The organism is Ruegeria sp. CE9, assembly GCF_056537425.1.
Genome location: NZ_JBQFRO010000003.1, coordinates 175266 through 196470 on the forward strand (window position 1 = coordinate 175266; position 21205 = coordinate 196470).

General features: G+C 56.5%; 19 protein-coding genes. 13 read left to right on the forward strand and 6 right to left on the reverse strand.

Going from position 1 to position 21205, the window contains the following annotated elements; translation table 11 throughout:
• Positions 1-62: 62 nt before the first annotated feature.
• Together putA and ACR0B3_RS07980 are read left to right on the forward strand one after the other, a co-directional pair.
• The gene (gene putA, locus ACR0B3_RS07975) at positions 63-3461 is read left to right on the forward strand and encodes a bifunctional proline dehydrogenase/L-glutamate gamma-semialdehyde dehydrogenase PutA (protein ID WP_480808591.1); all 3399 of its coding nucleotides are present in this window, start codon (positions 63-65) and stop codon (positions 3459-3461) included.
• 42 nt (positions 3462-3503) lie between these two features.
• Positions 3504-4292: a rhomboid family intramembrane serine protease gene (locus ACR0B3_RS07980; protein WP_480808592.1), complete on the forward strand. Its 789-nt coding sequence runs from the start codon at positions 3504-3506 to the stop codon at positions 4290-4292.
• On the opposite strand, the gene ACR0B3_RS07985 is transcribed toward ACR0B3_RS07980, so the two are convergent.
• Positions 4255-5076, reverse strand: coding sequence for an IclR family transcriptional regulator (locus ACR0B3_RS07985; RefSeq protein ID WP_480808593.1), 822 nt, complete (start codon positions 5074-5076; stop codon positions 4255-4257). The genes ACR0B3_RS07980 and ACR0B3_RS07985 overlap by 38 nt on opposite strands.
• A 202-nt stretch (positions 5077-5278) precedes the next feature.
• Between ACR0B3_RS07985 and bhcA the strand changes: the two genes are divergently transcribed.
• The 4 genes from bhcA to bhcD all read left to right on the forward strand — a co-directional run bounded on the left by bhcA (position 5279) and on the right by bhcD (position 9670).
• Positions 5279-6469 (forward strand): L-aspartate--glyoxylate aminotransferase BhcA, encoded by a 1191-nt coding sequence (gene bhcA / locus ACR0B3_RS07990; protein ID WP_480808594.1) that lies wholly within the window; start codon positions 5279-5281, stop codon positions 6467-6469.
• Positions 6470-6479: 10 nt separating this feature from the next.
• Positions 6480-7451: a beta-hydroxyaspartate dehydratase BhcB gene (gene bhcB, locus ACR0B3_RS07995; RefSeq protein ID WP_480808595.1), complete on the forward strand. Its 972-nt coding sequence runs from the start codon at positions 6480-6482 to the stop codon at positions 7449-7451.
• Between the two features lie 11 nt (positions 7452-7462).
• On the forward strand, positions 7463-8626 hold the full coding sequence (gene bhcC, locus ACR0B3_RS08000; protein WP_480808596.1) for a 3-hydroxy-D-aspartate aldolase BhcC: 1164 nt from the start codon (positions 7463-7465) through the stop codon (positions 8624-8626).
• Between the two features lie 78 nt (positions 8627-8704).
• Positions 8705-9670: an iminosuccinate reductase BhcD gene (bhcD, locus tag ACR0B3_RS08005; protein ID WP_480808597.1), complete on the forward strand. Its 966-nt coding sequence runs from the start codon at positions 8705-8707 to the stop codon at positions 9668-9670.
• 62 nt (positions 9671-9732) lie between these two features.
• On the opposite strand, the gene ACR0B3_RS08010 is transcribed toward bhcD, so the two are convergent.
• Positions 9733-10518: an inositol monophosphatase family protein gene (locus ACR0B3_RS08010; RefSeq protein WP_480808598.1), complete on the reverse strand. Its 786-nt coding sequence runs from the start codon at positions 10516-10518 to the stop codon at positions 9733-9735.
• A 95-nt stretch (positions 10519-10613) separates the two neighbouring features.
• Positions 10614-11519, reverse strand: coding sequence for a LysR family transcriptional regulator (locus tag ACR0B3_RS08015; RefSeq protein WP_480808599.1), 906 nt, complete (start codon positions 11517-11519; stop codon positions 10614-10616).
• A gap of 94 nt (positions 11520-11613) precedes the next feature.
• Here ACR0B3_RS08015 and metF point away from each other — a divergent pair, with 94 nt between their 5' ends.
• Together metF and ACR0B3_RS08025 are read left to right on the forward strand one after the other, a co-directional pair.
• Positions 11614-12480, forward strand: coding sequence for a methylenetetrahydrofolate reductase [NAD(P)H] (metF, locus tag ACR0B3_RS08020; protein ID WP_480808600.1), 867 nt, complete (start codon positions 11614-11616; stop codon positions 12478-12480).
• Between the two features lie 192 nt (positions 12481-12672).
• Positions 12673-13335, forward strand: a complete 663-nt coding sequence (locus ACR0B3_RS08025) for a J domain-containing protein (protein ID WP_480808601.1) — start codon at positions 12673-12675, stop codon at positions 13333-13335.
• A gap of 61 nt (positions 13336-13396) precedes the next feature.
• Here the strand turns inward: ACR0B3_RS08025 and ACR0B3_RS08030 are convergent, their stop codons facing one another.
• Positions 13397-13915, reverse strand: coding sequence for a YHS domain-containing (seleno)protein (locus ACR0B3_RS08030; protein ID WP_480808602.1), 519 nt, complete (start codon positions 13913-13915; stop codon positions 13397-13399).
• Between the two features lie 243 nt (positions 13916-14158).
• Between ACR0B3_RS08030 and yghU the strand changes: the two genes are divergently transcribed.
• Positions 14159-15034: a glutathione-dependent disulfide-bond oxidoreductase gene (gene yghU / locus ACR0B3_RS08035; RefSeq protein WP_480808603.1), complete on the forward strand. Its 876-nt coding sequence runs from the start codon at positions 14159-14161 to the stop codon at positions 15032-15034.
• 6 nt (positions 15035-15040) lie between these two features.
• Here yghU and ACR0B3_RS08040 read toward each other — a convergent pair whose 3' ends face one another.
• Both ACR0B3_RS08040 and ACR0B3_RS08045 read right to left on the reverse strand, forming a co-directional pair.
• On the reverse strand, positions 15041-15832 hold the full coding sequence (locus ACR0B3_RS08040) for an SseB family protein (protein WP_480808604.1): 792 nt from the start codon (positions 15830-15832) through the stop codon (positions 15041-15043).
• Positions 15825-16412 carry a uracil-DNA glycosylase family protein gene (locus ACR0B3_RS08045; protein ID WP_480808605.1) on the reverse strand — a complete coding sequence of 196 codons (588 nt, stop codon included), beginning with the start codon at positions 16410-16412 and terminating at the stop codon, positions 15825-15827. The genes ACR0B3_RS08040 and ACR0B3_RS08045 overlap by 8 nt, the downstream gene beginning before the upstream one ends.
• A 207-nt stretch (positions 16413-16619) precedes the next feature.
• Between ACR0B3_RS08045 and ACR0B3_RS08050 the strand changes: the two genes are divergently transcribed.
• The 4 genes from ACR0B3_RS08050 to ACR0B3_RS08065 are packed head-to-tail and all read left to right on the forward strand — an operon-like array spanning position 16620 to position 21194.
• Positions 16620-17279, forward strand: a complete 660-nt coding sequence (locus tag ACR0B3_RS08050) for an ABC transporter ATP-binding protein (protein ID WP_480808606.1) — start codon at positions 16620-16622, stop codon at positions 17277-17279.
• The gene (locus ACR0B3_RS08055) at positions 17257-18843 is read left to right on the forward strand and encodes a KpsE/RkpR family capsule polysaccharide export protein (RefSeq protein ID WP_480808607.1); all 1587 of its coding nucleotides are present in this window, start codon (positions 17257-17259) and stop codon (positions 18841-18843) included. Before ACR0B3_RS08050 ends, ACR0B3_RS08055 begins: the two co-directional genes overlap by 23 nt.
• 5 nt (positions 18844-18848) lie before the next feature.
• Entirely contained in the window at positions 18849-19682 is an 834-nt protein-coding gene (gene kdsA, locus ACR0B3_RS08060; RefSeq protein ID WP_480808608.1) for a 3-deoxy-8-phosphooctulonate synthase, read from the forward strand.
• A 15-nt stretch (positions 19683-19697) separates the two neighbouring features.
• Complete coding sequence (locus tag ACR0B3_RS08065; protein ID WP_480808609.1) at positions 19698-21194, forward strand: phosphomannomutase/phosphoglucomutase; 1497 nt, start codon at positions 19698-19700, stop codon at positions 21192-21194.
• The last annotated feature ends 11 nt before the right edge of the window (positions 21195-21205 follow it).

The window sequence follows — 21205 nt, forward strand, 5'->3', positions numbered from 1 at the left end:
TAAAATTCAGTCCATTTGCCTGCGCATTCGCAGTTATATTAGCCAAAAGCCCCGGAGTACACATGTCACACAGTCTTCGCACAAAAATCGATGCCCAAACCTATGCTGAACAGTCCGCAGTTCTGGACTCGCTGATCGCTCAGGCCGCGCTAACACAGTCCGACCGAACGGCAATCTGTGAAGCTGCAGCGCAGCTGGTGCGCGACATCCGCTCCAGTACTTCGCCCGGCATGATGGAAGTTTTTCTGGCCGAGTACGGCCTGTCCACAGACGAAGGCGTCGCGTTGATGTGCCTGGCCGAGGCGCTTTTACGTGTGCCTGATGCCGATACCATCGACGCTTTGATTGAAGACAAGATCGCGCCTTCGGATTGGGGAAAGCACTTGGGGCAGTCTTCTTCGTCACTGGTAAATGCGTCGACATGGGCGCTGATGCTAACCGGACGGGTATTGGATGAAGACAAATCCTCGCCTGTTGGTGCGTTGCGTGGCGCGATCAAACGACTGGGGGAACCGGTAATCCGAACCGCGGTGGGTCGGGCAATGAAAGAGATGGGGCGACAATTCGTACTGGGCGAAACCATTCAATCCGCGATGAAGCGCGCCAAAGGTATGGAAGACAAGGGCTACACCTATTCCTACGACATGCTGGGTGAAGCAGCACGAACCGAGGCTGACGCCGCGCGGTATCATCTGTCTTATTCCCGCGCGATCGCTGCGATTGCTGAGGCTTGCACCCACAAGGACATCCGCGAAAACCCCGGCATCTCAGTCAAGTTATCAGCACTCCACCCACGCTATGAGCTGGCACAGGAACAACGGGTGATGGATGAACTGGTCCCTCGCCTGCGGGCCCTGGCGCTGCTGGCCAAGGCTGCTGGCATGGGTCTCAACGTCGACGCGGAAGAGGCCGACCGGCTTTCCCTGTCACTGCAGGTCATCGAAGAGGTGATGGCTGAGCCCGCGCTGGCAGGCTGGGACGGGTTCGGCATCGTTGTACAAGCCTATGGTCCGCGCGCCGGGCTGGTTCTGGATACACTCTACGATATGACCGAACGACATGACCGCAAGCTGATGGTGCGGCTGGTCAAGGGCGCATATTGGGATACCGAGATCAAGCGCGCTCAGGTCGAAGGCGTTGCGGGGTTTCCGGTCTTCACCCAGAAGGCGGCAACGGATGTGTCCTATGTCGCCAGTGCTCGCAAACTGTTGGGCATGACCGACCGCATCTATCCGCAATTCGCTACCCACAACGCCCATACGGTCAGCGCCATACTGCATATGGCCGAAGACCAGCCGTTCGAATTCCAGCGCCTGCACGGGATGGGTGAGACGCTGCATCAGATCGTGCGTGACAATCAGAACTCGCGCTGTCGCATCTATGCTCCTGTCGGGGCGCATCGTGACTTGCTCGCTTATTTGGTTCGGCGATTGCTTGAGAACGGGGCGAATTCCTCATTTGTAAACCAAATCGTCGATGAAGATGTCGCTCCGGAAATTGTTGCGGCGGATCCATTCCAAGACGTTCAGACACCCGCAAAACCATTGCCGACCGGACCCGAATTGTTCGCGCCCGAGCGTCCGAATTCGAAAGGATTCGACCTGCATCACACGCCGACTTTGGACCGGATCGATATCGCGCGAGACGCTTTCCGCGCCCATCACTGGTACGCCCGACCTTTGTTGTCAGACGAGGCGCGGCCTTTGACCGACACGCCCGTGATCAACCCTGCGCAACCACAAGACCGCCCCGGCTCAGTCGCTGCTGCCAGCCCCGAGGACGTAGAATTGGCACTGGCGAGCGCCCGCCCTTGGCAGGCCTCAGCCGAAACGCGCTCTGACATTTTGAACAAGGCCGCTGATCTCTACGAGGCCAACTTCGGAGAGCTCTTCGCCTTGCTTGCTCGTGAGGCCGGGAAATCGATCCCCGATGCGGTGGCCGAGCTTCGTGAAGCTGTTGATTTTCTGCGCTATTACGCCGCCAATATTCCAGATGCCAAACACGCCGGGATATTCACCTGTATCAGCCCATGGAACTTTCCTCTGGCTATCTTTACCGGGCAGATTTCGGCCGCGCTTGCCACCGGCAACGCCGTGCTGGCCGCCCCTGCCCCGCATACGCCCCTGATTGCACACCGCGCTGTTCAATTGCTGCACGAGGCGGGCGTTCCGCGCGATACGCTGCAACTGTTGCCCGGTGGGCCAAAGATCGGCGCGGCGTTGACCTCAGACGCACGGGTCTCAGGCGTTGCCTTTACCGGCTCAACCGCGACCGCGCTGAAAATCCGCTCGGCCATGGCTCAGCACATGCGCCCCGGAACGCCTTTGATTGCCGAGACCGGCGGTTTGAATGCAATGATTGTGGACAGCACCGCGCTGCCCGAGCAGGCGGTTCAGTCGATCATCGAAAGCGCGTTTCAATCTGCAGGTCAACGCTGTTCCGCCCTGCGTTGCCTCTACCTTCAGGAAGACATTGCCGAGGATGTTCTGACCATGCTGCAAGGCGCGATGGACGCTCTGCAGGTTGGTGATCCTTGGCTAATCTCGACCGATTGCGGACCGGTGATTGATGAACAGGCCCGTCAAGGTATCGCCGATCACGTCGCCCAGGCCCGGGCCGAGGGGCGGGTATTAAAAGAACTCTCAACTCCACCCGAAGGAACGTTCATTGCGCCTACGCTGATCGAAATTCCAGGCATCTCAGCGCTTGAGCGTGAGGTGTTCGGGCCGGTATTACACGTCGCTCGGTTCAAATCGCACGAGATTGATAAGGTCATTGCGGATATCAACGCCACAGGCTATGGCCTGACCTTCGGTCTTCACACCCGTATCGATGACCGCGTGCAGCATGTGACCGAAGCCGTCCACGCCGGTAATATATACGTCAATCGCAACCAGATCGGTGCCATTGTGGGCTCGCAACCCTTCGGAGGAGAAGGCCTGTCAGGCACGGGTCCCAAGGCAGGCGGCCCGAACTATATGGCGCGGTTCTGTGCTCCGGCCCGAAGGGCCGTATCGGCAAGCTGGGATACTGCGGCAGAGCTGGGCACCCCCGAAGGACAGCCTGCGCCATCACGCACCCAGTCTTTGCCCGGTCCGACCGGTGAATCAAACCGTTTGACCGAATATGCCCGCGCGCCGCTTTTGTGCATGGGACCCGGGCAAGAGGCGACACAAACGCAAGTCGACGCCGTCAAAGAATTGGGCGGCACAGCCATCCGGATGACAGGCATGCTGGACTTGCACCGGCTTGAAAACCTGACCGGGTTCTCAGGTGTTTTGTGGTGGGGTGACGACGACACCGCTCGCCAGATCGAGCAGCACTTGGCGCGGCGCGATGGCCCGGTCATCCCGCTGATCCCCGGACATCCGGACCGCGCGCGCGTTCTGGGCGAGCGCCATGTCTGCGTCGATACCACCGCCGCCGGAGGCAACGCCGCCCTTTTGGGAGGTGCGGCGTAACCAGGCCTTGACGCTGGGCCGCGAAAAGCCCAGCGTCGCGCCATGTTTCCGATCCGTGACCATAACCCTTCGGGGCGAACTCCGTTTGTTGTCTATACACTGATGGCTGCGAACATCCTGATTTTCCTCAGCTATGTGGGGTCGATGGATGATGGGCGGCTGATAAATCAGCTTTATTTCGACTACGCGGTCATCCCTGCCCGTATTACTGACGGATATGGGTTTGAGACGCTTGTGACATCTATGTTCTTGCACGGGGGCTGGATGCATCTGGCCGGAAACATGCTGTTTCTATGGATCTTCGGCGACAACCTTGAAGACGAGATGGGGCATCTTCTGTTTTTGGTGTTCTACCTGCTGGCAGGGTTCGGAGCGGGGCTGATTCACGTGATTTCGGCACCCGGCTCTGTGGTGCCAACGATCGGTGCGTCCGGGGCCATTGCCGGGGTGATGGGTGGCTACCTTTTGCTGTTCCCGAAGGCACGCGTCGATATTCTTCTGATCCTGATCGTCTATTTCAGAGTTTTCACCATACCGGCCTTTGTCATGCTCGGGGTATGGCTTGGTTTGCAGTTCTTTGGCAGCCTTTCCAGCAATCCCGATCAGGGAGGCGTCGCCTATTGGGCGCACACGGGTGGCTTTTTCGTCGGAATGGTCCTTTGCGTCCCCTTTTGGCTCAGACGTGGGGGGCCCGCGTACTGGAATCGCACTCATGGTCACCCGCCACACCCTGAACATAAGTACAAGCTCTCGAAATCGAGCATTCCCAAAGTAACGCGCAAGAAAACAAAAACTAGCCCTTGGGCACCCTCCCGCCGCTTAGATGAGTGATCTCTTGCGCCGCACGCATGACCAGATCCCCCAGCTCGGGCGCGCGTTCGCGGCTGAACCTTACGGTTGGGCCTGAGACTGAGATACCCGCGCAGGGCTCAGCCCGGTCATTGAAGATGGCCGCGCCGATGCAAGACATGCCTTCGTACCGTTCTTCGTGATCGTAAGACCAACCTCTGGCGCGGGTCTCGGCCAGATCCTCGCGCAAACCTGCATCAGGCAGATGCGTATTCTCGGTAAATGCAATCGGATCTGTCAGCCCCAAAACCTTGTTGAGCCCCTCATCGCTGAGAGCCGCAAGTATCGCCTTTCCTGTACCGGACGCATACATGGGCGCACGCACCCCGGGCGGAAAAAAAGCCCGTATTGGGTTTTGTGTTTCGACCTGTCCAACAAAGACGACCTCAGTCTTATCCGGCACTGCCAGATTGGCGGTCTCTCCGCTCTCCTGCATCAAGCGACGCAGGATGGGTCTGCCGATCTCAAGCACGCTGTTACGGCGCAGGAACGAAGCCCCGGTGCGATACGCCTCGATCCCGATCATCCATTCCTGACGCTCTTCGTCGAATGTGACGAAGCCATGTTTTTGCAAGGTAACCAGTATGCGATGGGTCGTTGCGGTTGGAACATCGACCTCTCGCGCCAGATCGCTAAGCGTCGAACGTTCAAGCCGGGCCACCGTTGTGAGAACGCCCAGCGCCCGGTCGAGCGATTGCATGGTCCCCGCCGAGCTTTCTTTGAACAGTGATTTCGGCCTGCCGCGGGGTCTTTTCTGCGATTCCATTTTGCCAAAACCCCCGCTTGTTTGCCTGATTTCGAAATCTGGCGCCGTCTCGCCAGTTATTCGTGCGTAATTTCAAGAAACTGAAACCATATACATTTCAGCCAATTATTATTTAATTATCGAAATTGAAAATATTTTTCAAGAAAATTGCACAAAAGCGAGGCACAGGTGACACTTGGGGTGAGAGGAAAGGACAGCAGCCATGTCAAACCAGAACCCGGTCTTCATTCCCGGCCCGACCAATATTCCAGATCGATTGCGGCTTGCTATGCAGGTCCAAACTCAGGACCACCGCGCGCCGGACTTTGTTGAGACGTTCGCCCCTGTGCTGGAGGATACTAAGAAAGTGTTCGGCACAGGTGATGGGCAGATAATCACCTTCCCTGCTAGCGGCACGGGTGGCTGGGAGGCTGCGATCACCAACACGCTCAGCCCAGGTGACAAGGTTCTGATCGCGAGATATGGCGTTTTCAGCCATCGCTGGATCGACCTGTGTCAGCGCCATGGTCTGGACGTTCAGATCATCGAATGCGCTTGGGGAACAGGCGCGCCTGCCGATCGGTTCGAAACCGCGCTGGCAGCGGACACGTCGCGGCAGATCAAGGCGGTGCTGGTCACGCATAATGAAACTGCTACAGGTGTGCGATCTCACATTGCGGCAGTACGCAAAGCGATGGACGCTTGCGACCACCCGGCAATGATGTTCGTCGACTGCGTCAGCTCTTTGGCATCAATGCCGTTCGAGTTTGATCGTTGGGGCGTGGATATCGCCATTTCGGGCTCGCAAAAGGGGTTTATGCTGGCCACCGGCATGGCAATCCTCTGCGTTAGCCCTAAGGCTCTGGACGCGATGGAAACCGCCAGCCTGCCGCGTACCTTTTTCGACTTCCGCGACATGATAGCTGCGAATGCATCAGGTGGGTTTCCTTACACACCGCCGCTGCAGCTCATTTATGGTATGCGCGAAAGCTTGAAAATGCTGTTCGAAGAAGGGTTAGAAAATGTCTATGCTCGCCATCACAGGCTGGCCGAGGGTGTGCGCCGCGCCGTCGACGCCTGGGGCTTGAAACTGGTAGCGCGGTCGCCCGATCTTTATTCTGACACTGTCAGCGCGATCTATGTACCCGAAGGCTATGACAGCAACCTGCTAACCGATCATGCGTTTAATACCTATGGAGTATCCTTTGGCATCGGTCTGGGTGAACTAAACGGCAAAGCCTTCCGGATCGGACATCTGGGCAGCCTGACGGATGTGATGGTTCTATCCGGTCTTGGCGCAATCGAAATGGCGATGGCAGATCTGGACTATCCGATCAAGCTGGGCAGTGGTGTCGCTGCGGCACAGGATTTCTACCGCACAGGTCCGACAGGCCATGCCAAGGCTGCAGCATAAGGAGGACGAGATGTTGGACCATACCCCAGCCGCAGATCTGACCATCGATGACATGCGCGTAGCGCACGAGCGGATCAAACCTTATATTCGCCGTACGCCCATCATGACCTCGGACTATCTGAACGATCTGACTGGCGCCCAGCTGTTCTTCAAATGCGAGAATTTTCAGGAAGCGGGCGCGTTCAAGGTTCGTGGAGCGTGCAACGCGGTGTTCGGACTTAGCGACGACATGACCGCCAAAGGCGTTTGCACCCATTCCAGCGGCAATCACGCTCTGTCTTTGTCCTATGCAGCCGGACGGCGTGGGATACCTTGCAACGTTGTGATGCCGCGCACTGCACCGCAGGCCAAGAAAGACGCTGTGCGCCGTTACGGCGGTACAATCACTGAATGCGAGCCCTCAACATCTTCGCGTGAGGCGACATTTGCCGAAATACAGGCCCGGACGGGTGGCGAATTCGTGCATCCCTATAACGATCCGCGCGTCATTGTGGGTCAGGCAACCTGTTCGGCTGAGATTCTGGAACAAACGGGTGGTGTGGACGCTGTGATCGCGCCCATTGGTGGTGGTGGGATGGTATCGGGCACCTGCCTGACCGTTTCGAATCTTGCGCCTGAGACCGCAATCTATGCGGCTGAGCCCGAACAGGCCGACGATGCATACCGGTCTTTTAAGGCCGGTCACATCATCGCGGATGACGCGCCCAAAACTATCGCAGACGGGCTGCTGGTCCCGCTTAAGGAAAACACATGGCACTTTGTATCCAACAACGTGACGGATATTTTCACCGCTTCTGAGGACGAAATCATCGATGCAAAGAAACTGACCTGGAAATACCTGCGGGTCGTGATGGAGCCGTCGTCGGCAGTGCCGTTGGCGACAATCCTGAAGAACCCCGAGGTCTTTCGCGGCAAGCGTGTTGGCGTGATCATCACCGGCGGCAACGTGGATCTGGACAAGCTGCCCTGGCTGAACGGGTAAGGAGAAACAGGATGAACAAACTCATGAATACCGATCAACTCGAAGTGGGCTATGACATTCCAGCCGCGATTGGCATGGATGAGTCCGAGATCCAGACGCCATGCCTGATCCTCGATCTGGATGCGCTGGAACGGAATATCAAGAAAATGGGCGACTACACCAAGGCGCATGGTATGCGGCATAGGGTGCACGGTAAGATGCACAAATCGGTGGACGTTGCGAAATTGCAGGAACAGATTGGCGGCGCAGTCGGAGTCTGCTGCCAGAAAGTCTCCGAGGCCGAGGTGTTCGCGCGCGGAGGTATCAAAGATGTCCTCGTATCGAACCAAGTGCGCGACCCGTTGAAAATCGACCGCCTGGCACGCCTACCCAAGCTGGGCGCACGAACGATTGTCTGCGTCGATGACGTGAACAACGTGGCGGACTTGTCGGCCGCTGCTGTTAAACACGGCACCGAACTCGAGGTTTTTGTCGAAATCGACTGCGGCGCAGGCCGCTGCGGTGTGACCACAACCCCTGCGGTTATCGAAATCGCTAAAGCGGTTGAGGCAGCGCCAAATCTGAAATTCACCGGTATTCAGGCCTATCAAGGCGCCATGCAACATCTGGATACTTATGAGGCTCGCAAGGAAAAGCTGGATATCGCCATCGCCATGGTCAAAGACGCTGTCGATGGCCTGAAGGCCGAAGGGATCGATTGCGAACTGGTCTCGGGTGGCGGAACCGGGTCGTATTATTTCGAAAGCAACTCGGACGTATACAACGAACTGCAGTGCGGATCTTATGCTTTCATGGATGCAGATTACGGCCGCATTCTCGACGAGAATGGCAATCGTATCGATCATGGCGAATGGGAGAACGCGTTGTTCATCCTGACCAGCGTGATGAGCCATTCCAAGGCGGATAAGGCGATTTGTGACGCTGGCCTAAAGGCACAGTCTGTCGATAGCGGCCTGCCTTTCATCTATGGACGGGAAGATGTCGAATACCTGAAATGTTCGGACGAACACGGCGTGATCGGCGACCCGGATGGCGTGTTGAAAGTCAATGACAAACTGCGGCTGGTGCCCGGTCATTGCGACCCGACCTGCAACGTTCATGACTGGTATGTGGGCGTACGGGGCGGCAAGGTCGAAGCCCTGTGGCCAGTTTCGGCGCGCGGCAAGGCTTATTGATCTGTCAGCAAATGCAACAAAGGGCGGTTCATCTGTGCCGCCCTCTTTTTGATGCCATCCGAAAGAAAGGCACACGCGATGATCATCGTCCCTGAGAAGGAAATCGGCGCTCTGCTGGGGCGTCAGGAAAGCTACACCGCTGTCGAACAAGTATTCGCCGCAATGGCCGCAGGTGACGCCTATAACTTTCCGGTTGTACGCGAGGCGATTGGCCATGCAGATGCGCTCTATGGCTTCAAAGGCGGGTTTGACCGCGCTGGAATGACATTGGGCCTGAAGGCAGGTGGGTATTGGCCCAACAATCTGGAGAGACATGGGCTGATCAACCACCAATCCACGGTGTTTCTGTTTGATCCTGACACAGGTCGTGTCGGCGCAATTGTTGGAGGCAACCTTTTGACTGCGCTGCGCACGGCAGCAGCCTCGTCAGTTTCGATCAATCATCTGGCGCGCAAAGATGCCAAGGTGATCGGGATGGTCGGTGCGGGGCATCAGGCAACATTTCAGCTGCGCGCCGCGCTGGAGCAGCGAGACTTTGAAAGAGTGATCGGCTGGAACCTGCACCCTGAGATGCTTCCCAACATTGAAAAGGTCGCTGATGAGGCGGGGCTGCCATTCGAGGCTGTGGATCTACCCGACATGGTGCAAGCGGATGTGATTGTGACCATCACCTCATCCTTCGCGCCAAGCCTGATGTCCGAGCATGTCTCGGACGGTACTCATATCGCCTGCATGGGCACGGATACGGTTGGCAAGCAAGAGGTCGCCACCGACCTGATCACCCGCGCCAGCGTTTTTACCGATGAGATCGCACAAGCCGTGACTTTGGGCGAATGCCAGCACGCCGTGGCTGCAGGAACCAAAACCGAAGGCGATATCCGGCAGATCGGAGGGGTCATCAACGGCACCCATCCCGGGCGTGTATCCGAGGCAGAGGTGACCGTGTTCGACGGTACTGGTGTGGGGCTGCAAGATCTTGCGGTGGCAAGTGCGGTGGTCGATCTGGCGGTTCAGCAGGGTATCGGCATCGAAGTCGACATCTAAACCAAACCAAATCGCACTCACGAAACGGGCGCGCGCTGCGATAATCTGACCGGGGTTGGATGTCAGCCCCGGATCACCTTTGCGAAATTGTCAAAGATCGGCTCGTTCGCGCAGATCACCTCACCATCTTCAAGCACGCTCCCTTCGGGGTTCAGCGCCTGAACAAATCCGCCTGCTTCTTTGACGATGATGATACCAGCGGCCAAGTCCCACGCATTCAGACGGCGCTCCCAGAAGCCTTCGTAGCGACCAGCGGCCACATATGCCATGTCTAGCGCTGCGGCACCCCAACGGCGCACACCGGCGCAGGCGGGCATCAGGCGGGCCAGATCTTGCAGCGTTGCAGGCAAGTCCGAACGTCCTCCAAATGGCAAACCGGTCGAAAATATCGATTCAATCATGCGATGACGGCCCGAGACCCGGATGCGCATGTCGTTCATCCACGCGCCCTCACCTTTTTCAGCAAAGAACATCTCATCCTTGGCAGGGTCATAGATGACACCGGCGACGATCTTGCCCTTGTGTTCAAGCGCGATTGAAACCGCCCAGTGCGGCAGCCCGTGCAGGAAATTCGTGGTACCGTCCAGCGGGTCAACGATCCAGCGGCGAGTTGGGTCCTCGCCATCGATCAAACCACCCTCTTCGGCGAGCCAGCCATAGGTAGGGCGCGCACCTAGAAGTTCTTCTTTCAGGATTGCTTCTGCTGCGATATCCGCTTTTGACACAAAGTCGCCAGCGCCTTTCATCGACACCTGCAAGTTCTCGACTTCACGAAAATCCTTGACCAAAGAACGCCCCGCTTTGCGCGCGGCTTTGATCATGATGTTGAGATTTGCACTGCCAACCATTTTACATAGGCTCCTGTCCGGTCAAGCCGCGCGTATACTGCCGCAATTCAGCATTGCCAAGAGGAATGATACGCATGGCTGATCTGCGCTGAGTACTACTGTGACTGCAACTTCTTCGCCTGAGTGCGAGCCAGATCCACCAGCTCCTGCACAAAGGGCTTTTCAAGGTCCTCGCTGCGCACCGCCGCGTATAGTCTGCGGGTTATCCCCTCTTTGGTCAGCGGACGTGTGACATAGTCCGAGTTGTATTTCACCTCACGCACCACCCAATCCGGCAAAGCGGAAACGCCTCGGTTCGAAGCAACCAACAACAGGATTACAGCGGTCAGTTCAACCTGCCGGACCGAAGCCGGCTCAACCCGCGCCGGGATAAGCAACTGGCTGAAAACGTCCAGACGCGTCCGTTCGACCGGATAAGTTATCAATGTCTGCCCTCGAAAATCTTCAGCTTCGACATAAGGTTTGTCGGCCAGTGGATGTGAGGCTGCCGCAACGAACACAGCCTGATAGTCAAAAAGTTTGACGAACTCGACACCTGGCAAATCCTCGGGATCTGACGAGACCACCAGATCGACCTCTTCTTTCTGCAAGGCAGGCAACGCGTCAAATGCAAGGCCCGGACGGATATCCACGTCAACATCTGACCATGACTTGCGGAAATCTTCGAGCACTGGAAAAAGCCACTCAAAGCACGCGTGGCATTCAATAGCGATATGCATCCGACCCGTGCGGCCATCGCGCAGGGATGAAAACTCATCCTGCATCGCCTCGACCTGCGGTAGAATCTGTTCGGCGAGCCGCAAAAGCCGCAATCCAGCCGCCGACAATTTCATGGGCTTGGAACGGCGCAGAAACAGTTCGACCCCGGCCTGGTCTTCCAACCCTTTGATTTGATGGCTGAGTGCGGATTGCGTGATATTCAGTTGATCAGCCGCACGCGCCAGCCCACCACATTCGTGGATGGCTTTGATCGTCCGCAAATGGCGAAATTCGATATGCATTACTCATACAACTCATGTTGTTGTTGAAGAATATGAGTTTGTCTCACAACGCATCAGATGGCACAAGGGTGCAAATGACAGTTACGAGGCCAAGATGACCAAGCCTGAGATTTCATTCGAGTTCTTTCCGCCCCAAACACTGGAGGCCTCGTTTCGCCTTTGGGATACGGTTCAGACGCTTGCCCCCCTGAACCCTCGATTTGTGTCCGTTACCTACGGCGCAGGCGGTACAACCCGCGAGTTGACCCGCGACGCGGTTGCGACATTGCACAAATCCTCAGGGTTGCCCGTCGCGGCGCATCTGACCTGCGTCGATGCATCGCGTCAGGAAACCCTTGAGATCGCCGATGCGTTCGCGCGCGCTGGCGTTGAAGATATCGTCGCGCTGCGGGGTGATCCGCCGAAAGGTCAGGATCGCTTTGCACCTCACCCGGACGGATTTGCCAACTCGGTCGAACTGATTGAGGCGCTGGCCGAGACCGAAATGTTCAGCATTCGCGTCGGTGCCTATCCAGACATCCACCCAGAAGCGCAAAATGCCCGCGCGGACATCGATTGGTTAAAGGCCAAACTGGATGCGGGTGCCGACGAGGCATTGACCCAGTTCTTTTTCGAAGCCGAAACCTTTTTCCGCTTCCGCGACGCTTGCGAAAAGGCCGGGATCGACAAGCCGATCGTGCCGGGCATCTTACCGATCGAAAACTGGAAAGGCGCGCGCAACTTTGCAAAGCGCTGTGGCACGCGTATTCCTGAATGGGTCGAGAACGCGTTCGAAAAAGCACTCCGCGACGACCGCGAGGATCTATTGGCCACCGCCTTGTGCACTGAGCTTTGCTCGGACTTGATGGAAGGCGGCGTGGACAAGTTGCATTTCTACACGCTCAACCGGCCAGAGCTTACTCGGGATGTCTGCTTTGCTTTGGGCATTACGCCTCAGGCTGAATTGCAGAATGTCGCTTGAGCTAAAGCCCAATCTTTCTGCGCATTGCATGGCTCAATTCACCTTGCTGAATTGAGCCGACTATTTTGTAGCGACAATCTCGAAGACCTGTCGTCAACTGTTGCTCGACCTTGGTCTAATGCCCCAAAAAATTTGACAAAAATGTGATCGGTGGCAATCTGGTCTCAGTGTAGTTTTACGAGTGTTAATAGTATGAAGCCAGTGAGCAAGGTAAAGGCTCGGGTCGAGGCGTTGCAGGTTCTCGGCTTGACCGCAAACGCCAACGGACGTGAGATTCGCGAGGCTTGGCGCAAGATCGCGTTTCACGATCACCCCGATCACACTGATGGTGATTATTCAGGGTTTTCAGAAGCCAAAGCAGCCTATGACTTTTTGCGAAAAGAGGGCATGACACGCAGCAGCGCGTCTGATTGTTCTGGCCCACGTCGCCCCAAACTGAAAAAACGAGTCATCGAACTAGCGACGGATGAGATTGAAGCATGCCGCAATATGCTAAAGCCGGATCGCGCACTATCAGATCTATCTGACCCAGCGGGTGCAGATTCTACTGAACGAACTCGTGAGTCTTCTGACCACATACCTGAAGCAATCGGGTGTTACGGGCGTGATCTGACCTACTTCGTCACATCCTCGGTCTGCGAAGGTTCAAACCGCGTCGCGCTACCAACCTCGGTCCTATCCGGTTGCCGCAATGCCGAAACCGAGATTCTCACCTTTCAATCAAAAGGTTCAGGCTCGGGTGATTTGGTGATCCCTGATCCGATACGAGAGCGAAAGTTTCCCGGTGCCAAGAGTGTAAGAATACGGTTCGAAGCCGATCAACATATGCGGGATATGTTTGAGTTGGCGGGGTGAGAGAACCCGACAACAAAAAAAGCCCGGCCATAATGGCCGGGCTCGTCAATATTCTGCTAACTTAGTTGGAAACCGGACCTTCCGATGTGAATTTTGGGATCACGCTGGTCGAGGCTGCATCGCCTTCGATACCCGGCCAGTTTCCTTCCGCCAGATTTATATTCGCAGGAACATCCTCTTCCCAGAAACCAACCACTACATCGGTAATGTTCAGGTACAGCTTGTCATCAACAATCCGCCACAGGTTGGGGTTAGCCGGAACTTTCCCGCCTTTGGATACGCCGTATGCGCAGTGGCCATCATATTGCGGTGCATAAAAGGCTGGATTTTCCAGAAACTTGTCGCGGTTCTCTTCAGAGGCGAATGCCCATGTTGCACCATTGTAGTCTGCGGTGATGTCGGCCCGGCCACGAACGGCCTCGGGCTGTGATTGACCAACGGGAACCTGATCCAGGCTGCGATAGGCAACGACGTCATACCCCGACACGGCAAATCCAGTGCCGTCGACATATTGATCTCCGGCGAAGGCAGGCACGGCAAGAGCCATCGTCGCGGCAAGGGTCAGCGCAAAGCGTTTCATGTGATTTGTCCTCATGTCCTAACAGAATCTGGGCACCCGACTTACGGGTCTGTTCAAACAATAGGTAATTTTGGCCCGGCGCGAAGACCCGCTCGCGCCGGTGTGAAAACGGACGAGGATTTGTGAGGCGAACGGCGGAGTTTGTTACAAAACTCTTGCCACATCCGGGGTTGGACTTTGAGTTCTGCAATATTAGCTGTGATGGCGGCGGCGATTTGGCCAAATGATGCAGAAAGGCACGAGATGAGCGAACAAACCACTTACACACCTCCAAAGGTCTGGGCCTGGGACAGCGAAAGCGGCGGACGCTTTGCCAGTATCAATCGGCCCATAGCCGGTGCGACCCACGACAAGGATCTACCGGTCGGAAAGCATCCTTTTCAGCTGTATTCGCTGGCAACGCCGAATGGCGTAAAAGTCACGGTCATGCTGGAAGAGCTGCTGGCTTTGGGTCACACAGGGGCTGAATACAATGCATGGCTGGTAAATATCGGCGAAGGCGATCAATTCAGCTCGGGCTTTGTCGGGGCCAATCCCAACTCGAAAATACCTGCGTTGTGGGATCATTCGGGTGAAACGCCTGTAAGGGTATTCGAAAGCGCTTCGATCCTGATGCATCTGGCCGAAAAATTCGGCGAATTTCTACCAAAGAACGGTGCTGAGCGGACAGAAGTGCTGAACTGGTTGTTCTGGCAGATGGGCAGCGCGCCTTATCTTGGCGGTGGCTTTGGCCATTTCTACGCCTATGCGCCTGAAAAATGGCAATATCCGATCGACCGTTTCGCGATGGAAGCCAAACGCCAGTTGCATGTTCTGGACTTGGAACTTGCGGACAAGCCTTATATTGCCGGTCAGGAGTATACCATTGCCGATATGGCGATCTGGCCATGGTATGGACAGCTTGCTCTGGGGCGTCTTTATGATGCGGCAGAGTTTCTGGATGTCGAAAGCTATGAAAACGTGATGCGATGGGCCAAAGCCATCGACGAGCGCCCGGCTGTTCAGCGTGGCCGGATGGTCAATCGTGCATTCGGAGAGCCGCACACGCAGTTGCACGAACGTCATGACGCCAGTGACTTTGAGACGCGCACACAGGACAAGCTGGAAACAGCAGAGTAAAACTCATCACTGTTTCAAAATAGGGGGCCGCTCGGGATCACTGCCCGGAGCGGCCCTTTCCATTTGGGGCGCTTGTGGCTGGGGCAAATCAAACCGCAGCCCAACCCTCGCCAAAGCTGTGGCGGCGGGTTCCTGCGCTTCAAAAAAGCCGACATCCAGCGCACCAGCCTCGATCCCTGAAAAGGTCAGCGCCTCGGAAACTGCGCGGGCCAGAGCGGGCTGCGCGCCCTCAACTGCCGCGACAAAACCCAAAAGATGGCCCTGCCCTCCATCCTTGGACTTTGTTCCAACCAGAAAAGCCGCTGCGGCGAGCCCGGCAGCTGTCGCCAGTTTTGCATCAAGCGCGGTTAACAAAACATCGGGCAAGCCCGCGGGCGGATGGAATTCCGCCAATCTCTGATGCACCTCTTGCGGGCCGTTCTGCAACGTATTGGAGAGCCAACTGAGAGCCTCGGCAGGGATCAACATCGACGACGGTGCAACCTCAAGGTTCAGGCCCAGCCCGACCCCCTGCCCCGACAACATACCCGAAAGAACACGCCCCGACAGAGCGACATAGGGGACCGGTCGCCCGGCAAATGCTGCAAGCCGTTCTTCAAGATCGAAGACCAAAACAAAGCGCCCATCCGCCACATCAAACAGCTCGGGCGAGATGTTTTCATTCCGCGCCTCTTCGGTGAGCATCAAGAACAACTCGCTATCGGCCAATCTCTCAAAAAACCGCAAGCGCGCATTATCGTCGTCCGGAGCAGACTGCATCGCGGTATGTGCGGCGTCCAAGGCCGTGGCTTCAGTCATTCAGCACCTCTTGTACCCGCGCTCGTAACACCGGCAACAGCTCGGCCACGAACCAGTGGTTCTTCTTCAGCCAAGCCGTATTGCGCCAGGACGGATGAGGCAAGGCAAAGACGCGCGGCGCATGGTCTCGCCATCGGCTCACTGTCTCGGTGACCGGCGTTTTCACGCCAAGATGGTATTTATGCGCATGTCCCCCGACGAGAATCGTCAAAGGTACTTCTCCCAACGCAGCCATCACCTTGTCATGCCAGGTGCGCCCGCATATCGGCGGCGGGGGTAGGTCGGCTTTGCGCGCATTGTACCCGGGGAAGCAAAACGCCATCGGCACGATGGAGACGCGCGAACGGTCATAGAATCCCGTTTCATCCAGCCCCAGCCAATCCCGCAACCGATCCCCCGATGGATCGGTAAAAGGTCTGCCCGATGCATGCACGCGCGCGCCGGGCGCCTGCCCTGCGATCAATATACGCGCACCGGGGCGGAACCACACGACCGGGCGAGGCTCGTGCGCGGTTGCTGTATGCGCAAATTTATCCGCGCACAAACGGCAGGATTGAATGTCCTCAATCAGTGAATTCATCGGATCGTCAGGCTTTTGCAATCTGGTTCGACCAAGATAAGTAACATTCATCCCGGGGCCAATGAAACAGCCGCTGCAACACATCGGCGTCATGACCTCGGATGCGCATTGATCATTTGTTTCATATTTCGACATAATGTGGCCAACAAGGATCGGTAGCACACCCATCTTCAAACGACAAAAACCCGAGCGATCTGCAGGCCGCGCATGCTGGAATTCGACAATGTCAGCAAATCTTTCTGGACCGGAACTCGCCGCAAGGTGATTCTGGATCAGGTCTCGTTCCGGGTTGAGTTGGGCACGTCTTTAGGAGTGCTGGCCCCGAACGGGACTGGCAAAACCACGTTGATCAACATGATGGCCGGATTGGAAAAGCCCGACGAAGGTGTCATCCGGCGTGACTGCCGGATCTCCTTTCCCATGGGCTTTACCGGGGGCGTGGCCAAGCGCCTGTCCGCGCTGGAGAACGCGCGCTACATCGCAAAGATCTACGGCATGGACCCCGACTATGTCGAAGCCTACTGCAAATGGCTGTGCAACCTGGGTGAGTATTTCGACCAGCCGCTCGGCACCTATTCGTCTGGAATGCGGGCCCGTTTTACCTTTGCGCTGATGCTGGCCTTGGATTTCGACATGTACCTGATTGACGAGGGGATGCCCTCGACAACCGATGTCGAGTTCAACAAGAAAGCAGGCGACATTCTGAAAGAGAAGCTGCGGACGACAACCTTGGTGATCGTATCGCACAACCCTTCGCTTCTTGAAAAATTCGCCCGCCAGGCTGCGGTTCTGGTGGACGGCAAGCTTTATATGTTTGAAACCTTGGAAGAGGCAAAGCAGCTCTATGACTACCAAACCCAAGGCTAGAAAATACAACCCTGATCGCGCCGCACGTGCCGCTGGCACAGCAGAAGCGCGCTCGGATGCGATTTCGCGCATCCGTAAGGCAACGCAGGGCTCAGACACGAACGAAAGCGCTCCGCAGCCGGGCACCGAGCTGGATGCCATCAAACGCGAGGGCCTGACAGGCCGACAATTGCGGGTTGCGCGGCGACTTGCGCAAAAGAATGGGCTGGCTGCGACATCGGATTATGATGCCGTACGCCTATTGCGAAAAAAGGGGATCGATCCCTTTCAGCGCACAAATCTGCTCGATCTGGCAACCTCTGCGCAAAGCAATTCGACCAGTGATGACACGGCGCAAGACAACATCAAGATAAACCTGCCTCAGACCGCCAAAGCCGCGCAGCAAAATCTGCCCGGCCCAGAGCTCAGCCCGGCTGAACGTCGTGAATATGAGATCGGGCAAATCCAGAAAGATATCGCCCGCCGTCGCCGCCGAAAGCTTGCGGGGCTGTTTGCGCGGTTGGCAGCCTTCGTCATCATTCCTACCTTTGTCGTGGGGTACTACTTTTATCGGGTCGCGACACCAATGTATGCCAGCGACTCGGTGTTTTCGATCCTGCAGGCTGATGGCGGCGGTGCCTCGTTTGGCGGGTTCCTGGCGGGAACGCAGTTTGCGACGGCGCAGGATTCTGTGGCGACTCAGGAGTTTCTGGAATCCAAGGATGCGTTGGAACGGCTTGAACGTGATGTGGGCTTTGCAGAATTTTTTCAGCAAGACGGAATCGATCCGATTCTGCGCTTGCCGGTCGATGCGACGCTGGAAGAGACCTATAAACTGTACAAACGTATGATCACGATCGGGTATGACCCCAGCGATGGCGTCATACGGATGGAGGTTGCCGCCCCAAGCTCGGAGATATCCGTCGATTGGTCCAATCGGCTGATCTCGTATGCTGAAGAGCGGATCAACGGTCTGACCGAATTGAAGCGTGAAGATCAGATGCGCGATGCCCTGGCAGGCTTTGAAGCCGCGCAAGAGGCGCGCCGCCAAGCGCAAGAGGATTTGATCGAATTGCAGCTGCAGGGGGCAATCCTTGATCCGCAAAGCGTGATCGCCAGCCTCCGCGCGCGGATCGACCAGTTCGAATTCGAACTGCAGGATAAAGAACTTCAACTGGCAGCACTTCTCGACAACACGCGCCCGAACCAAGCCAAGGTGGACGGCACCCGAGCGGATATCGAACGACTGCAAACGGTCCTTGATGAGTTGAATGCCGAGATGCTGGATGCTTCAGCAGGCGAAAACTCGCTGGCGCGTCTAAGCGTGCGCATCCAGATGGCTCAGGCAGATCTGGCGGCCCGTGATATGATGCTGCAAACGGCAATGCAGCAAATGGAATCCACCCGGACCGAGGCAAACCGCAAGGTGCGGTATCTGACCGTCTCGGTTAACCCGGTCGCCAGCCAGGAACCCAGCTATCCGCGCAAGTTCGAAAATACGATTTTGGCTTTCCTGTTATTTGCTGGTATCTACCTGATGATCTCGCTTACCGCGTCGGTCCTTCGTGAACAGGTATCCTCGTAAGACTCATGAAACATGTGAAAATCGCCGACCTCACGGTTGGCAACGACCTTCCGCTGACCCTAATCGCGGGCCCCTGCCAGCTTGAAAGCGCGGATCACGCGCAGATGATTGCGGGCACCATGAAAGAGGCATGTAACGCCGCCGGGGCGCAGTATGTATTCAAGGCTTCGTATGACAAAGCCAACCGAACCTCGTTGTCCGGCAAGCGTGGCATGGGCATTGATGCCGGATTGAAGGTGCTGGACGACATTCGCAAGATCATTGGCGTTCCGGTTCTGACCGACGTTCATACCGAGGCCCAATGCGCGATCGCGGCCGAGGCTGTAGATATTCTGCAAATCCCGGCGTTTCTGTGTCGCCAGACGGACATGCTGCTGGCGGCCGGCAATACCGGCAAAGCAGTGAACGTGAAAAAAGGACAGTTTCTCGCCCCGTGGGAAATGCCCAATATCGTCACTAAGATCGAAAGCACCGGCAATCAGAACATCCTGTTGACCGAGCGTGGAACTTCGTTTGGCTATAATACTCTGGTCGCGGACATGCGGTCACTGCCGCAGATGGCCAAGACTGGTTATCCGGTTGTTATGGATGCCACCCATTCGGTGCAGCAACCAGGCGGTCAAGGCGGCTCATCCGGTGGGCAGCGTGAATTTGCACCCGTCATGGCGCGGGCCGCGGTTTCGCTGGGTATAGGTGCTGTATTCATCGAAACGCATCAAGACCCCGATAACGCACCCTCGGATGGGCCTAACATGATCCCACTGGATCAGATGGGCCATCTGATCGACACATTGATGCGGTTTGATGCTCTGGCCAAAGAAAACCCAATTAAGATTTAACGATTGAGATTTGTTATGACCAAACCCCTTCCCGAGGTGACCCCAAACACCTGGAGCTTTCTGCGTGATCCGATGATCAAGCCCACGGGCTTTCGCGAATATGACGCGCGATGGAAATATCCTGACGAGATCAATCTTCCGGGTATGACCGCCTTGGGTCTGGGTCTGGGTACTCAGATGCACAAACGCGGGATCGAACCGGTGATTGCGGTTGGCAACGACTATCGCGACTATTCGCTGTCAATCAAAAATGCCCTGATCGTGGGGCTGATGCAGGCGGGAATTCAAGTCAAGGATATCGGCCCGGCGCTCAGTCCCATGGCCTATTTTGCGCAATTCCATCTGGATGTCCCTGCGGTTGCGATGGTTACGGCCAGCCACAATCCCAACGGTTGGACCGGTGTGAAGATGGGCTTTGACCGCCCCCTGACCCACGGACCCGACGAGATGTCAGAGTTGCGCGACATCGTGCTGAATGGTGAAGGCGTCGCGCGACCAGGCGGCTCTTATGAATTCGTTGACGGTGTCAAAGAAGCCTATATCGATGATCTGGTTGGTGACTTCAAAATGTCCCGCCCGCTCAAGGTGGTCTGTGCGACCGGCAATGGCACCGCCGCCGCCTTCGCGCCCGAGATTTTCGAACGGATCGGTGTTGAGATCGTGCCAAGCCATACTGAACTGGACTACACGTTTCCCAACTACAACCCCAACCCCGAAGCGATGGAAATGCTTCATGATATGGCCGATTCAGTCAAAGCCAGTGGCGCCGATCTGGCGCTTGGATTTGATGGTGATGGGGATCGTTGCGGCGTTGTGGACGACGAAGGCGAAGAAATTTTTGCCGACAAGGTCGGTGTCATCATGGCCCGTGATCTGGCCAAGCTATACCCGGGTTCAACCTTTGTGGCTGATGTCAAATCGACGGGCTTGTTTGCAAGTGATCCAGAACTGCAGGCGCGTGGCGTGAAAGCCGACTATTGGAAAACCGGCCACAGCCATATGAAGCGCCGGGTCAAGGAAATCGGCGCGCTGGCCGGGTTCGAAAAATCGGGTCACTACTTTCTGGCTGAACCTGTAGGGCGTGGATACGACTGCGGAATGCGTGTGGCGGTAGAAATCTGCAAACTGATGGACCGCAACCCGGATCAGAGCATGTCGGACCTGCGCAAGGCACTGCCCAAAACGTGGTCAACGCCCACCATGTCGCCTTACGCTGCGGATACCGAGAAATACGACATTCTGCAGCGGTTGGTCGACAAACTGGTTGCGAAGGCTGACGCCGGCGATAATTTTGCGGGACGTGCGATCAAAGAAGTTGTGACTGTCAATGGCGCTCGCGTCATTCTGGACAATGGCAGCTGGGGGCTGGTGCGTGCGTCGTCAAATACGCCCAACCTTGTCGTAGTTTGCGAAAGCAGCGAAAGCGAAGACGAGATGCGCGCGATTTTTGCCGATATCGATGCGGTAATTCGCACCGAACCCGGTGTTGGCGACTACGACCAGACAATCTAGTACACCAGATC